A 13984-nucleotide genomic window follows, 5' to 3' on the forward strand; every position below is an offset into this window, starting at 1 on the left:
TCGCCGTTCGGCACGCGTCCGGGGGGTCTCAGCCAGCAGCGCCCGGGCGCCGGTGCGCCCCCTGCCCCCGCCCTGCCGTGGGAGGCCGCGAGCCCGGCCTCGGCGCCGCAGTCGCTGCCGCAGTCCGTCCCGCCGGCGGGTGCCCCGGCCGAGCCCGACTCGCCGTTCCCGCCCCGGCCCGGCTCCGGGCCCGTCGGCGGACCCGGTCAGCCGCCGTTCCCCGCACCCGCCGCCGCCCCCTCCCGGTCGGCGCGCCGCGAGGTCGAGGACGAGTGGGACGAGGAGGAGGACGAGGGTCCGCAGTACACCTGGCTGCACTACATCATCCTCGTCGTCGTCGCGTTCGTGCTGGGCCTGCTGGTCTGGAAGCTCGTCCTCGAGGGCGACAGCTCCGTCACCGACGGCCAGGCGGCCGCCTGGCTGAACACCCTGCCAGGCCTCGCCTCGGCAACCGTCCCGGGAGGACTCGTATGACGGCGACCGAGCGCGCCACCCAGCTCGCCGTGGTCGCGGCGCGCGCCGCGAGCGACGTCAAGGCGCAGGAGATCATCGCGCTCGACGTGAGCGAGCAGCTCGTCCTCACGGACGTCTTCCTCATCGCGTCCGGTGCGAGCGAGCGCCAGGTCTCCGCGATCGTCGACGCCGTCGAGCGCGCCCTGTTCAAGGAGGGCGCCAAGCCCATCCGGCAGGAGGGCAAGGCGGAGGCCCGCTGGGTCCTGCTCGACTTCGGCGACGTCGTGGTGCACGTGCAGCACGCCGAGGACCGCACCTACTACGCGCTCGAGCGGCTGTGGAAGGACTGCCCGGCCATCGAGCTGCCCGAGGACGCCCGCGGCGGTGGCGACGCCTCCGAGTACCGCGAGCCGGACGACGGCGCGATCCACCTGGCAGGAGACCCGCAGCGGTGACAGCGGGGACCATCGTGCTGCTGCGCCACGCGCGCACGGCCTACAACGCCGGGCTGCGCCTGCAGGGCCAGATCGACATCCCGCTGGACGAGGTCGGCCGGTGGCAGGCGGAGCAGGGTGCCACGGCGCTCGCGGCGTCGCACAAGGCGACCCTCGTGGTCTCCAGCGACCTGGAGCGCGCCCGGGACACGGCCGCGGCGTACGCGCGGCACGTGGGCCTGGACGTCCTGACCGACGCCGGGCTGCGCGAGCGGTCGTTCGGCATCTGGGAGGGCCTGACCGACGCCGAGATCGCCGAGCGGTGGCCGGCCGAGCACGCCGTGTGGCGCAGCGGCGGCGAGCCGCCGGTCGAGGGCGTGGAGTCCAAGGCCACGGTGGCGCGGCGCATGGAGGAGTCGGTGCTGCGGCACGCCGAGACGCTGAGCCCGGGGGACACCCTGGTGGTGGTCTCGCACGGGTCGGCGATCACACAGGCCGTCACCCGGCTGCTGGGTCTCGACCCCGCCGTGTGGCGCGGCCTGCACGGCCTGCACAACGTGCACTGGTCGCACCTGCGGGCCTCGGGCCCCGGGGCCACGCCCGCCTGGCGGCTCGTGGCGCACAACGTCGGGGCCGGCTACCCGCTCGACACCTGGCAGTCCGGGCCGGAGGCGCGGCAGTGACCGAGCCCACCGGATTCTGATTTGGTCCCTGGCGTCGGTCTGCATAGACTGACGACGCTCGCCCGGCCGGCAAGGCTGGGGGAGACCATCTCGGGGCTGTGGCGCAGCTGGTAGCGCACCTGCATGGCATGCAGGGGGTCGGGGGTTCGAGTCCCCCCAGCTCCACCCAGAGATCATCGTCCGAGGCCGTTCCGGCCCTCGCGTCACGCGAGGGAGGGGCGGCCTTCGTCGTCCCCGGCCATCGCCTCCGATACCGTCTCAACCTCCGCGGGTCGCGGTGCGTGGACACAGGCATGGAGACAGTTGTGGCAGATCGGGTCGAGGTCCGGGTGGGCGGCTCGTCGCGGGACGAGGAGTTCGTCGCCTTCGTGGAGGCGCACGGCCCCTACCTCTTCCGGACGGCGTACTTCCTCGCGGGCGACCGTACCCTGGCCGAGGACCTCGTGCAGGGCACCTTCGAGCGGGTGTACCGGCGCTGGGACAAGGCGCGGAACGGCGACCCGCGCGCGTACGCGCGCAAGGTGCTCGTCAACCTGCGCACGGACACGTGGCGGCGCACGAGGCTGACGGACGTCCCCGGCGACGAGCACCTCCCCGTGGCGCACGCCGACGACCACGCCGCACGGGTCTCGCTCCGCGACGAGCTCGCGCGGGCGCTGGGCTCCCTCACGCCGCAGCAGCGCCGCGTCGTGGTGCTGCGGCACGTCCTCGACCTGCCGGAGGCACAGGTCGCGCAGGAGATCGGGCGCTCCGTCGGCACGGTGAAGTCCGCGAGCTCGCGCGGGCTCGAACGGCTGCGCACCCTCCTCACCGACGTCGTCCCCGAGGCGGCGGACGAGCCGACCTTCGACGGCCGGGAGACACTGACCCGCAGCAAGGCGGCCGTCGCCCGCCGGGTGCGGCGCGACCGTGCGCTCGCCGCGGCGGCCGTCGCGGTGTGCGCGCTCGTGGCGCTGCTGGCGCACGGACCGACCGGCGTCCCGATGCTCGACGCCGTCACCGGTCCTGCGCACCGCTGGCTCGTGGCGACGTTCAGCGTGCCAGTCGACACGGAGGCCGAGGGCCCGGTCCGTGACGTGAGCGCGGTGACGGCGCCGGACGACGCCGTCGGGCTGGGCGACGTCGACGTCCCGGCGGCGGCCGCCCTCCCCGCGGACACGTGCGCGGGCACGGACGTCCCGACGCCGGACCCGACGCGGACCGTCCCGGTCCCGGGCGACGCGCCGACCGGTGACTTCACGGTCGTCCGCACGCTGGACGCCGACGACGCGCGGCCGGCCGTCGAGTGCCTCGACCACGTCACCGAGCACCGTGCGGAGCTCGGCACCCCGCCGGCGGTGATGCTGAGCGGCGCCTACGGCTCGACCCTGCAGGTGCCGTTCACCGTCCGTGCGGACGGGACGCTGGCGGCGGCCCTGCCGCGCCCCGACGTCCCCGCGGGCTCCGAGCCGGTGACGGCGCTCGTGCGCCCGGCCGCGGACGGTGACGGGTTCGAGCACTGGCAGCTCAGTGCCGCCGCGACCGGCCCCGCGGTGGAGCCGCGCCGCTACGCGGCGGTCCCCGACCCTGTTCTCACCGACACGCACGTCGCCTGGGTGGACGGCGACGTCGATCTCGGGCCCGCCTCCGTCCGTGTGCAGGACCCGGACGGCGGCGTGCGCACCGTGGCCCGGTTCGAGGGCGAGACGGAGGGAACCCTCTGGAAGATCGCGGCCGGCGGCCGGACCCTCGCGATCGTGCGCCTGACCGACGACCTCGGCGCCGTCGACCGGTGCATGGGCCGGGTCGACCTGGTCGACCTCGACGCGCCGGACGGCGCCGTCGAGCGGGACGTGGTGACCGACGTGTGCGCCGTCTCGGACGGCGCCGACGGCGTGGTGGTGACGCGCAACCCCGCCGACGGGCCGAGCGAGGTCGGGCTGCTCACCGTCGAGGACGGCCTGCGGACGTTCGCCGAGGTCGACCAGGAGCTGGCGTGGAACAGCTACGCCTTCGCGTCGGGCGACACCGTGCTGTTCGAGGTCGGGACGTGGATGGTGGCACTGGACGCGGCCGCGCACGAGGCCACCGTCGTCCGCGAGGACGGCGGGTGGACGGTCGGCGCGACCCACGACGGCGTCGTGTGGGCCGACGGCGACCGCATCCTCTTCCTGCGCCTCGCGCCGCGCGACGGCGTCCCCGACCCTGCCCTGACCGCCCTCGGTCCGGACGACGGAGCGACCTCGTGGCTCGACGTCGCCGCGGCGGGGGACCGGGTCGTGTGGGTCGAGCACGACCGCGCGGAGCTGGAGCAGCTGCAGAGCGGGGACTCGTTCAGCTACGGCGACCTCGAGCAGAGCCTGGTGACCGTGCGCACGTCGTGGTGAGGCTCGGTGTGGCGGGCGTCACGTGGGGCGGTCGTTGACCTCAACCTAGGTTCAGGTCCTAGCGTCGTAGGACATCCACACGAGAGGACGAGGACGATGCCCGTCTACACCCTGCCTGACCTGCCCTACGACTACGCGGCGCTCGAGCCGCACATCAGCGGGCGGATCATGGAGCTGCACCACGACAAGCACCACGCCGCGTACGTGGCGGGCGCCAACGCCGCGCTCGACGCGCTCGCCCAGGCGCGCGAGGCCGGCGACCTGGCGGCGGTGAACCTGCACGAGAAGAACCTGGCGTTCAACCTCGGCGGGCACACGAACCACACCGTGTTCTGGCACAACCTCTCGCCCGAGGGCGGCGGCGAGCCGGAGGGTGAGCTCGCCGCCGCGATCGCCGACCAGTTCGGGAGCTTCGCCGCGTTCCAGGCGCACTTCGCCGCGGTGGCGACCGGCATCCAGGGCTCGGGCTGGGCGGTGCTCGGCTGGGACGCGGTGGGGCAGCGCCTGGCGGTGTTCCAGCTCTTCGACCAGCAGGCCAACGTGCCGCTCGGGATCACGCCGCTGCTCATGCTCGACATGTGGGAGCACGCGTTCTACCTGGACTACCTCAACGTCAAGGCGGACTACGTGAAGGCGTTCTGGAACCTGGCCAGCTGGCAGGACGTCGCCGCGCGGCTCGAGCGGGCGCGGGCCGCGACCGGCGGGCTGCTCACGCCGGCCTGACCCGGCGACGGACGACGAGGGGCCCGGCCGTCGGCCGGGCCCCTCGTCCTGCCTACCCACGACGTGGTGTGGTACGCCGCCGCGGCAGCGCGAACGATGGACGTATGACGATCTCTGTCCTCCCACCCACCGTCCAGGCCCCGGGCTTCGCCCGGACCCGGGTCGGCTCGACCGTCGTCACGACGGTCTGGGACGGCGCGCTGCCGATCCTCTCCTCGGACATGCACGGGGAACGGCCCGAGCGCCTCGCCGACCTCCTCGCCGACGGGTTCCTCCCGCCCGAGGGCGACCTGCTGACCGCGGTCAACGCCTTCCTGTTCGCGGCCGCCGGCCGCACCGTGCTGGTCGACGCCGGTGCGGGCACCTCCCTGGGCCCGGGCACGGGTCACCTGCTCGACAACCTCCGGGCGGCGGGCCTGACGGCCGCGGACGTCGACGACGTCCTCGTCACCCACCTGCACCCCGACCACGCCTTCGGTCTGGTGACCCCCGACGGTGCGCCCGCGTTCCTGCGGGCGGTCGTGCACGTGGCACGCCCCGACGTCGCCCACTGGCTCGACCGCGACACCGCTGGGCGGGCCGAGGGCGTGCAGGCGCAGATCCACGCGTGGGCCGCTCAGGCGCTGGAGCCGTACCGGCGCGCGGGCCGCCTGCGCGTGGTCGAGTACGGGGACCGGCCGGTTGCAGGCGTCACCGCGGTCGACCTGCACGGGCACACGCCCGGCCACACCGGCTACGTGCTGGACGCCGGTGGCGCACAGGTCCTGTTCTGGGGCGACGAGCGACCCCCGCGGGGCACGGATGACGGCCTCGGCGCGTTCCTGCGCGCCCGGCGCGCCGCGGTGACGCCCGAGCAGCTCGGCATCGCGCCGTCCTCCGGGACGTCCCGGCGCGTCCCCGGCCTGCGCCGGGAGGAGCTCGCCGAGCTGGCCGGTGTCAGCGTCCTACCCGGCGCACCTGCGCCGGGTCATCGACGCGAACGTCCGGGCGCTGCGGGACCAGCCCACGGTGCGCCGCGTCGTCACGCTCAGCGGCTGGGCCGCCAACCACGACGGCGCCAGAGGCCCGGTCTGGGGACTCCGGCGCCTGGAGGACGCCATCGACGCCCTCGGTGTCCCGGAGACCGTCCACCTGCGCCCGGGCTGGTTCATGGAGAACGCCCTGCCGCTCGTCGAGGAGATCCGCGCCACCGGGCGCGCCCACGGCCTGATCCCCGGCGACCTCCCGCTGCCTGCCATCGCCACCCGGGACATCGGGGCCGTCGCGGCCGACGTCCTCACCGGGCAGCGCGTGCCGCCGACGCGGGTGCTCCAGCTGCAGGGGCCGGCCGACATCACGCTCGAACAGCTCACCGCGGTCGCCGCCGCCCTCGGGATGCCGGACGCCGCCTACGTCCGCATCGACGCCGAGACGATGCGCGACGCGCTGCTCGCCGACGGCTTCTCGGAGCACATGGCGGCGGGCACCACCGCGATGACCCTCGACGTCGCCGAGCGACGGATCGCGATGCGTCAGCCGCGCGGCGCCGACACGTGCACCCCGACCACGATCGAGGCGTTCGTCCGAGACCTCGTGGCGCGGGTCGAGCGGCCCGGCGCGGCGCGCGGCTGACGGGTGTCAGGCGGCGCTCTGCGACCGTCGTGCCCGCGACGCGGCGCCCAGGCGCAGGATGCCCCGCCGGGCCGCCGCGGCCACCGGGCCGGACGGGACGAAGAGCTGCTGCTTGAGGCGTGCGACGCGCTGGTGGGAGCGGACGGCCGGGCGCAGCCCGGCCTCCCACACCGTCAGCGCGGCGCCGAGGTCCTCCGGGTGCTCGCGCAGTGCCCGGCCCAGGGCGGCGCCCCCGCGCAGCGCGGTGCTCGCGCCGTGGCCGGAGTAGAGCGTGAGGCACCAGGCGGCATCGCCCACCAGCACGACCCGGCCGGAGCTCCAGCGCGGCATCCTCACCTGGTGCACCGAGTCGAGGAGGTGCTCGGGCGCCTGCTCCAGGCCCGTGAGGACGTGCCGCACCACGGCGTCGTCCATCCCGGCGAACGCGTCCCGCACCCGCGCGACGCCGGCCTGGCGGTCGGCCGGCCGCCCGGCGTCGCGGGTCCGCCAGGTGAGCAGCGCCGTCGGCGGGCGGTCCGCGAACGCGAACACCCAGGCCGCCCGGCCCGGCCGGGCGCTGACGACGCTGTCCTGCGGGTGGAAGGCCGGTACCTGGTCCGGGAGCTCGAACGCGCAGATCATGGCGCCCCAGCGGGTCAGGTGGCCGTCGCCGAACACCGCGCGGCGGACGCCGGACCGCAGCCCGTCCGCCCCGACCACCAGGTCGAACGTCTCGCGGTACCGGTGGCCCGCGTGGTCGAGCAGCACCTCGGCGCGGTCGCCGTCGTCGTCGATTGCGGTGCACGTGGTCGCGAACCGCACGTCGGGCGGGTGCCGGCCCTCCGCGAGCGTGCGCCAGAGCGCTTCCTCGATGTCGCCGCGGAGCACCGCGGCGGGCCGGCCGGGCTGGTCCAGGAAGCCCAGGCCGGGCGCCCGGCCGCCCTGGCGGTCGAGCTCCCAGGCCTGCGCCTCGTCGGGCGGGTTGCGCACGTGCAGGTGGCGGGCCACGCCGAGCTCCTCGGCCGCCCGTCGGCCGTCCGGCATGAGCCCGACGAAGTAGCCGCCCCGGCGTCGTGCGGCGGCCCGCTCGACGACGACCGGCGTCCAGCCGGCCTGCCGCAGCCCGATCGCCGCCGCCATGCCCGCGATCCCGAGCCCCACCACGAGGGCACGCCTCTCCACCGTGGCCGCCCTCAGCCCGCGACCGCGCTGTCCGGCACGACGACGACGCGGTCGCGGCCCCGGTGCGCCCACGCCGCGCCGACCTCGCTCAGCGGGTAGGCGGTGTAGGGCACGTCGAACGTCCCGTCGGCGAACCGGTCGAGGATCGCGGGCGCCTCGGCGAGCAGCGCCTCGCGCGAGACCGAGCCGATGCCGCTGCCGGTGACCCGGATCCGGCGGCTGCGCAGCAGCGACGCGGGCACGGCCGCCGTCTCGCCGGCGAGCGAGCCGATCTGCGCGTACGCGGTCTCCGGTGCGCCGTCCGCCGGGCGGACCTGCGCGAGCGCGGCGAACGCGGCCTCGGCGACGGGCCCCCAGACGAAGTCGAGCACGAGGGTGGGCGGCTCCTGGGCCACGGCCCGGGCCAGGTCGCCGCCCTCGCCGAGCGGCACGGGGACCACGTCGAGCGCGGCGAGACGCTCGAGCGCCGTTCGGTCCCGCCCGGCCGCCAGGACGCGGTCGGCGCCCAGCGCCAGCGCGGCCCGCACCGCGAGCGAGCCCGACATGCCGGTGGCGCCGAGCACGAGCACGGTGCCGAGCCGGCCGACCTCGGCGCGGCGGGCGGTGAGGACCATCCAGCCGGACATGGCGGGGTTCATGCCCGCGGCGACCGCGAGCGGGTCGGCGCCGTCGGGCACGTCGAGCGCGAACGGCGTGACCAGCCGTTCGGCCATGGTGCCCCACGGGGCGCGCGGGAAGCCGGTGTAGACGAGCCGGCCGTCGGCGGCGCGGGCCACCGCGTCGACGCCGGGGACCAGGGGGTAGGCGTTCGTGCTCTCGTAGTGCCGCCCGGCGGCCAGCCCGCGGACGACGTGGTGCAGGCCCGCGCCGACCAGGTGCAGCGGCTCCTGCCCCGGCCGGGTCTCGGGCTCGGGGAACTCGGCGGGGGCCGGGGGCCGGTCGGGGGACGTGACGACGGCTGCGCGCATCGGGATCTCCTTAACTAAGTTCAGGACGCGATGTCCCCAGGTTGCCTGAACGTTGTTAAGGTGTCAACCATGGCGAAGGGGATCACGCGGGAGCGGATCGTGGCAGCGGCGCTCGAACAGCTCGACGAGACGGGCATGGAAGGCCTCACGGTCCGGTCGCTGGCCGCCCGGCTCGACGTCCGGCCGCCCGCGCTGTACTGGCACCTGCGCAACAAGCAGGAGCTGCTCGACGAGATGAGCACCACGGTGATGCGCCGCGTCGCGGACGCCGTCGCGCTGCTCCCGCCGGGCGCGGGCTGGCGGGACGACCTCGCGGGCTACGCACGGGCGCTGCGGGCGGAGCTCCTGCGGCACCGGGACGGCGCGCGGACCTTCAGCGGCACGCGCCTCACCGACCCCGGGCTGGTCCGGCTCAAGGAGCCCTGGCTCGAGCGCTGGACGGCCGCGGGCATGACGCTCACCGAGGCGGACGACGCGATCGACCTCGTGGTGGCCTTCGTGGTCGGCTTCGTCATCGAGGAGCAGGAGCGCAGCCTGCCGCGCGAGTCCGACCCGGACCGGTACTCGACCGCCCGCCGCGACGAGTGGCTGGGGGAGGGGGTCCCGCTCGTGAAGCAGGCCGGGCACCTGCGCGACGACGGCGACCCGCGGTTCGAGCGGCACCTCGCCGTCGTCCTGGACGGGGTGGCGGCGCGAGGGCTCAGGTGAACGGGACCACCGCGAAGCGGCCCCAGGCCACGAAGAGCATCGCGGCGAGGAAGGCGACGTCGCCGAGCAGGAGCGTCCACTCCGAGCGCCGGACCCGCTCGGTGCCCGCGCCGGCCATGTAGAGGGCCATGCCCGAGGCGGCGAGCGGCACGAGGCCGGGCAGCACGCCGACCAGCGCGGGCAGGGTCATGCCGAGCCCGCCCAGGATCTCGAGCACGCCCATGGCGCGGACCTTGCCCGGCGTGAAGTCGTGCGCCCACCCGGTGGCGTCCGCGAACCGCTCGTACCGCCAGGCCAGCTTCACGGCGCCGCCGGCGACGAACCCGGTGCCGAACAGTCCTGCGACGACCCAGAGCGCGATGTCCATGTCTTCTCCTCGTGACGGGTGCTCTCACGAGGTCCGACGAGGCGGCGGTGCGGGGATGTGACACACCCCGGAACGACGAACCGCGCCCCGCACGGTGTGCGGGACGCGGTGTCTCGGGTGGAGCTGGGGGGACTCGAACCCCCGACCCCCTGCATGCCATGCAGGTGCGCTACCAGCTGCGCCACAGCCCCGAGAATGTCCGCCCAGGTGGGCGAGCCCCCTGAGCATAGACCGATCAGCGCCCGAAGGCCAAAGCGAGCCGTCGCCGCACGGACAGCCCCCGTTCCGGCGCGCGTCACCCGGACGTCAGCCCGTCCGTGGAGGCTGTGCGCCGTGGATCCTCAGCTCTCCCGCCGCTCCCTGCTCCGGGCGGCCGCCGCCGTCCCCGTCCTGTCGGCGGCCTCCGCCGCCTCCGCCGCGCCCGCGTCGGCCGCCGCGCCCTCCTCCCCGGTCGCGGGACGTGGTCCGGCCGAGGGTCGCGACCTGCGCTTCACGCTCGCCGTCGTGCCGGACACGCAGTACCTCCTCGACGAGGGCGGCTCCGACGCCGAGCCCGTCCGGGCGACGCTGCGCCACCTGGTGCGCGAGCGGCACCGCGACCAGATCGCCTTCACGGCCCACCTCGGTGACGTCACGGAGCACGGCACCGAGACCGAGATGCGCGCGGCGCGGGAGGCGTTCGAGGCCGCGGGCGGCCTGTCCTACAGCGTGCTGGCGGGCAACCACGACGTGAGCGGTGACGACCAGCGCGGCGACACCCCCTACCTGCGCACCTTCGGCCCGCGGCGGTTCGCCCGGATGGCGACGTACCGGGGGTCGTCGCCCGACGGGTACAACAGCGCGCACGTGGTGCGGGGAGGCGGGCGGGAGTGGCTCGTGCTGGCCCTCGACTGGCGGGTCTCGGACGCCGGGCTCGCCTGGGCGCAGCGCGTGCTGGACGCCCACCCGCTGCCCACCGTGCTGACCACCCACGATCTCGTGTGGGCGCAGGACGACGGGGTCGCCCAGCTCTCCGACCACGGGAGCCGGCTCTGGGACCGCCTGGTCCGCGGCAACGACCAGGTGTTCCTGGCCCTCGGCGGGCACTACTGGCCGTCGGGCCGCACCACGCTGACGAACGACGCGGGCCACGACGTGCACCTGCACGTCACCAACTACCAGGACCGCTACTACGGGGGCGCGGGCATGCTGCGCTACTACCGGTTCGACCTCGCGCGGAACGTGATCGACGTCGAGACGTTCTCCCCGTGGTTGCGGGAGAGGCGCGACCCGACGCCGCTCGAGCGCGAGCACGTCGAGCTCACCGGGGACGTCGACCGGTTCACGGTCGAGATCGACTTCGACGAGCGGTTCGCCGCGTTCGCGCCCGCACCGGTGCCGCCGCCCCGCCCGCCGTCGGCCGTCCTGCCGCGCGGGACGGTGGCCTACTGGCGGTTCGACGGCGCGGGCCTCGGCGCGGCCGGCGACGACGGCGCGCCGGTGCCGCCGGGAACGGTCGCCCGCGACCTGTCCGGCCACGGCAACCACCTCACGGCGACGCTGCTGCACGACAGCGGTCCCGAGGCCCTCACCTGGTCCGCCGCACACCACGAGCGGCAGCCCGCGCACGCCAGCCTCCGGTTCGACGGCGGCAAGGCGCCGGACCGCGGGGCCGTCCTGCGCACCGGGCCGGACGCGCCGGTCAACGGCATGACGTTCGAGCGCGGCTACACCATCGAGACGTTCCTCCGGCTGCCGGACCCGTTCGAGGGTGACCACGCCTGGATGGGCATCCTCGGGTGGGAGGGCCGGGCCGGTGACGCGGGCAAGCACAGCGGCTGGTCCGACGACGACCCGACGTGCAGCCTCAACCTGTCCGGGGAACGGTTCCTGCAGTTCATCGCGTACCCGGTGCCGGTCGACGCCGATCCGACGTCGTGGAGCCACGCCCTGCCCGTCGGGCGCTGGACGCACGTCGCCGTCGTGAACGACGGCCGGCACACGACCATGTACGTCGACGGGTCGAGGATCGTGCGCAACGCGGCCGAGGAGGGGCGGGGGATCGCGACGCTCGGCAAGCCGTTCGCGCTCGGCGGCACGCAGTCCGCCGAGCGCTACGGCCAGGGCTTCTACGGCTGGATCGGCGACACGCGGATCGTGTCACGGGCCCTGCGGCCCGACGAGTTCCTCACCGGCCGCTGATCAGCCCGGCAGCACCTCGAACCCCGCGCGCAGGAGGTCGGCGTCCCGGGACGACGGCCCCACCAGCAGCTCGAACGCGCCCGGCTCGACCACGCGGCGGCCCTCCCGGTCGACGATCGTGCAGGCGGCGACCGGCAGGTCCAGCTCGACCACGGTGCGTGCACCGGGCTCGAGGTCGACCTGCCGGTAGCCCTTGAGCTCCTTGTCCGCCCAGCTCGCCGACGTCACGCTGTCGCTCACGTACACCTGGACGGTCTCGCGCACCGGGCGGGCGCCCGTGTTGGCGAGCGTGACCCGCGCGCGCACGACGCCGTCGGCCGCGACCTCGGGGTCGAGCACCTCCAGGCCCGCGTACTCGACGCTGCTGTAGGACAGGCCCTCGCCGAACACGAAGGCGGGCTCCTGCGTGAGGTCGGCGTACCGCGTGCCGTGCTGGCCGCGCACCTGGTTGTAGTAGGTGGGCTGCTGGCCCACGTGGCGGGCGAACGAGATCGGCAGGCGCCCGGACGGCTCGATCAGCCCGAGCAGCAGCTCGGCGATCGCCTGCCCGCCCCGCATGCCCGGGTTCGCGACCCACAGCAGCGCGTCGGCCGCCAGCGCGGAGGTGGGCAGCACGAGCGGCTTGGACGCCATGACGACGACGACCAGCGGCGTGCCGGTCTCCGCCAGCGCGTCCAGCAGGGCGACCTGCCCGCCGACGAGCTCGAGCGTCGCCGTCGACTTGTACTCGCCCACCAGCTCGACCTGGTCGCCGACCACGGCGACGACGTAGTCGGCCTCCCGTGCCTGCGCGACCGCCTCCCCGATGAGCTCGGCGTCGGGCTCGCACGGCACCGCGATCTTGGGGCGCGGCTGGCCGTCGGGCAGGGTGTCGCCCTCGGGCGGCGTGACCAGCGTGACGATCTCCGCCCCGAGGGCCGACGTCAGGGTCCAGTCCTGCGGGGTCAGGTCGCGCAGGCCGTCGAGCACCGTGCTGATCATGTGCCGCGGGTGCCCGTCCGGCAGCCAGTCGGCCTGGCCGGAGCTGCCCGCCCAGTCGCCGAGCTGCGCCTGCGCGGCGTCCGCCAGCGGGCCGACGACGGCGACGCGCCGCGGCCGGTCGGCACCGGCCCCGGTGGCGCGTCCGGCGTCGTCCCGGGCGGTGAAGCCGCCGGCCAGGGGGAGGGCGCCGGTGTTGCGCAGCAGGACCAGCGAGCGGCGCGTGAGCTCGAGGTTGGCCTCGGCGTGCGCGGCGGAGCCGATCAGAGCGGCGTCGCGGTCGAGCGTGGGCCTGCGCGGGTTCTCGAACAGGCCGAGCTCGAACTTCAGCGTGAGGATGCGCGCCACGGCGCGGTCGAGGTCCGACTCGGCGAGCAGGCCGCGGTCGATCGCCTCCTGGGCGCCCTCGAAGAACTGCGGCGTGGTCATCACCATGTCGTTGCCCGCGCGGACGGCCGCCGCTGCGGCGTGCGCGTGGTCGGGCTGCACCTTCTGCTCCCACACCATGCGGCCCACGTTGTCCCAGTCGGTGATGAGCGTGCCGGTGTAGCCCCACTCGCCGCGCAGCACGTCGTTGAGGAGCCAGTCGTTGATCGTGATCGGCACGCCGTCCATCGTCTGGTAGCCCAGCATGAAGGTGGCGCAGCCCTCCTTGGCCACGCGCTCGAACGGCGGCAGGAACCAGGAGCGCAGCTTGCGGCGGGAGATGTCGGCCTCCGACGCGTCACGGCCGCCCTGCGTCTCGGAGTACCCGGCGAAGTGCTTGGCGGTGGCAAGGACGGCGGTCGGGTCGTCGAACCCGGAGCCCTGGTAGCCGCGCACCATCGCGGAGGCGAGCTCGCCGATCAGGTACGGGTCCTCGCCGAACGTCTCGTCGACCCGGCCCCAGCGCAGGTCGCGGGCGATGCAGAGCACGGGGCTGAACGTCCAGTGCACACCGGTCGCCGCGGCCTCGACGGCGGTGATCCGGGCGGCCTGCTCGACCAGCCCCGGGTCCCAGGACGCGGCCATGCCGAGCTGGGTCGGGAAGATCGTGGCGCCCTCGTAGAACGAGTGGCCGTGGATGCAGTCCTCGCCGACCAGCAGCGGGATGCGCAGCCGCGTCTGCTGCACCAGCTCGTGGGCACGCTCGAGCCGGTGGGGCGAGGTGTGCAGGATCGAGCCGACGTGCTTGTGCAGGATGTCGCCCTCGTAGTCGCCGCGGGCGTCGAGCTGGAGCATCTGCCCCACCTTCTCCGCGACGGTCATCCGACCCAGCAGGTCCGCGACGCGCTCGGGGACCGGCAGGGCCGGGTCGAGGTAGGCCGCCGTGGTCGTCGTCGCCTCGCTCATCGCGTGCCCTCGTTCCGGG

11 protein-coding genes, 2 tRNA genes and 2 pseudogenes are annotated in these 13984 nt (G+C 75.1%); 10 read left to right on the forward strand and 5 right to left on the reverse strand.

Features of this window, described 5'->3' with window-relative positions:
- The 8 genes and pseudogenes from HLB15_RS10710 to HLB15_RS24795 all read left to right on the forward strand — a co-directional run.
- Nucleotides 1-474 (forward strand): annotated as a pseudogene (locus HLB15_RS10710) (hypothetical protein); the annotation flags it as partial.
- Complete coding sequence (rsfS, locus tag HLB15_RS10715; protein ID WP_171105427.1) at nucleotides 471-908, forward strand: ribosome silencing factor; 438 nt, start codon at nucleotides 471-473, stop codon at nucleotides 906-908. The pseudogene HLB15_RS10710 and the gene rsfS, both read left to right, overlap by 4 nt.
- Entirely contained in the window at nucleotides 905-1570 is a 666-nt protein-coding gene (locus HLB15_RS10720) for a histidine phosphatase family protein (protein ID WP_171105429.1), read from the forward strand. The genes rsfS and HLB15_RS10720 overlap by 4 nt, the downstream gene beginning before the upstream one ends.
- A gap of 92 nt (nucleotides 1571-1662) precedes the next feature.
- A tRNA-Ala gene (locus tag HLB15_RS10725) sits at nucleotides 1663-1735 on the forward strand.
- A gap of 140 nt (nucleotides 1736-1875) precedes the next feature.
- The gene (locus HLB15_RS10730) at nucleotides 1876-3936 is read left to right on the forward strand and encodes a SigE family RNA polymerase sigma factor (RefSeq protein WP_171105431.1); all 2061 of its coding nucleotides are present in this window, start codon (nucleotides 1876-1878) and stop codon (nucleotides 3934-3936) included.
- A 96-nt stretch (nucleotides 3937-4032) separates the two neighbouring features.
- The gene (locus HLB15_RS10735; RefSeq protein ID WP_171105433.1) at nucleotides 4033-4659 is read left to right on the forward strand and encodes a superoxide dismutase; all 627 of its coding nucleotides are present in this window, start codon (nucleotides 4033-4035) and stop codon (nucleotides 4657-4659) included.
- A 221-nt stretch (nucleotides 4660-4880) separates the two neighbouring features.
- Nucleotides 4881-5459 (forward strand): annotated as a pseudogene (locus tag HLB15_RS24790) (MBL fold metallo-hydrolase); the annotation flags it as partial.
- A 133-nt stretch (nucleotides 5460-5592) separates the two neighbouring features.
- Nucleotides 5593-6270: a Rossmann-fold NAD(P)-binding domain-containing protein gene (locus tag HLB15_RS24795; protein WP_171105436.1), complete on the forward strand. Its 678-nt coding sequence runs from the start codon at nucleotides 5593-5595 to the stop codon at nucleotides 6268-6270.
- Between the two features lie 6 nt (nucleotides 6271-6276).
- Here the strand turns inward: HLB15_RS24795 and HLB15_RS10750 are convergent, their stop codons facing one another.
- Both HLB15_RS10750 and HLB15_RS10755 read right to left on the reverse strand, forming a co-directional pair.
- Nucleotides 6277-7431: an FAD-dependent monooxygenase gene (locus HLB15_RS10750; RefSeq protein ID WP_171105438.1), complete on the reverse strand. Its 1155-nt coding sequence runs from the start codon at nucleotides 7429-7431 to the stop codon at nucleotides 6277-6279.
- A gap of 11 nt (nucleotides 7432-7442) precedes the next feature.
- Nucleotides 7443-8399: a zinc-binding alcohol dehydrogenase family protein gene (locus tag HLB15_RS10755; protein ID WP_171105440.1), complete on the reverse strand. Its 957-nt coding sequence runs from the start codon at nucleotides 8397-8399 to the stop codon at nucleotides 7443-7445.
- Nucleotides 8400-8468: 69 nt separating this feature from the next.
- Between HLB15_RS10755 and HLB15_RS10760 the strand changes: the two genes are divergently transcribed.
- Nucleotides 8469-9107: a TetR/AcrR family transcriptional regulator C-terminal domain-containing protein gene (locus tag HLB15_RS10760; protein WP_171105443.1), complete on the forward strand. Its 639-nt coding sequence runs from the start codon at nucleotides 8469-8471 to the stop codon at nucleotides 9105-9107.
- Here HLB15_RS10760 and HLB15_RS10765 read toward each other — a convergent pair.
- Together HLB15_RS10765 and HLB15_RS10770 are read right to left on the reverse strand one after the other, a co-directional pair.
- The gene (locus HLB15_RS10765) at nucleotides 9100-9474 is read right to left on the reverse strand and encodes a DoxX family protein (RefSeq protein ID WP_171105445.1); all 375 of its coding nucleotides are present in this window, start codon (nucleotides 9472-9474) and stop codon (nucleotides 9100-9102) included. The two genes, HLB15_RS10760 and HLB15_RS10765, sit on opposite strands and share 8 nt — an antisense overlap.
- 118 nt (nucleotides 9475-9592) lie before the next feature.
- Nucleotides 9593-9665, reverse strand: a tRNA-Ala gene (locus HLB15_RS10770).
- Nucleotides 9666-9807: 142 nt separating this feature from the next.
- On the opposite strand from HLB15_RS10770, the gene HLB15_RS10775 reads away from it, so the two are divergent.
- Nucleotides 9808-11655, forward strand: coding sequence for a LamG-like jellyroll fold domain-containing protein (locus HLB15_RS10775; RefSeq protein ID WP_229785012.1), 1848 nt, complete (start codon nucleotides 9808-9810; stop codon nucleotides 11653-11655).
- Here the strand turns inward: HLB15_RS10775 and HLB15_RS10780 are convergent, their stop codons facing one another.
- A complete protein-coding gene (locus tag HLB15_RS10780; RefSeq protein ID WP_171105450.1) occupies nucleotides 11656-13965 on the reverse strand; it encodes an exo-beta-d-1,3/1,6-glucosidase in 2310 nt (769 codons plus the stop codon).
- Nucleotides 13966-13984 lie beyond the last annotated feature (19 nt).

This window comes from Promicromonospora citrea (assembly GCF_013004695.1).
In the GTDB taxonomy this organism is placed as follows: Bacteria; Actinomycetota; Actinomycetes; order Actinomycetales; family Cellulomonadaceae; genus Promicromonospora; species Promicromonospora citrea.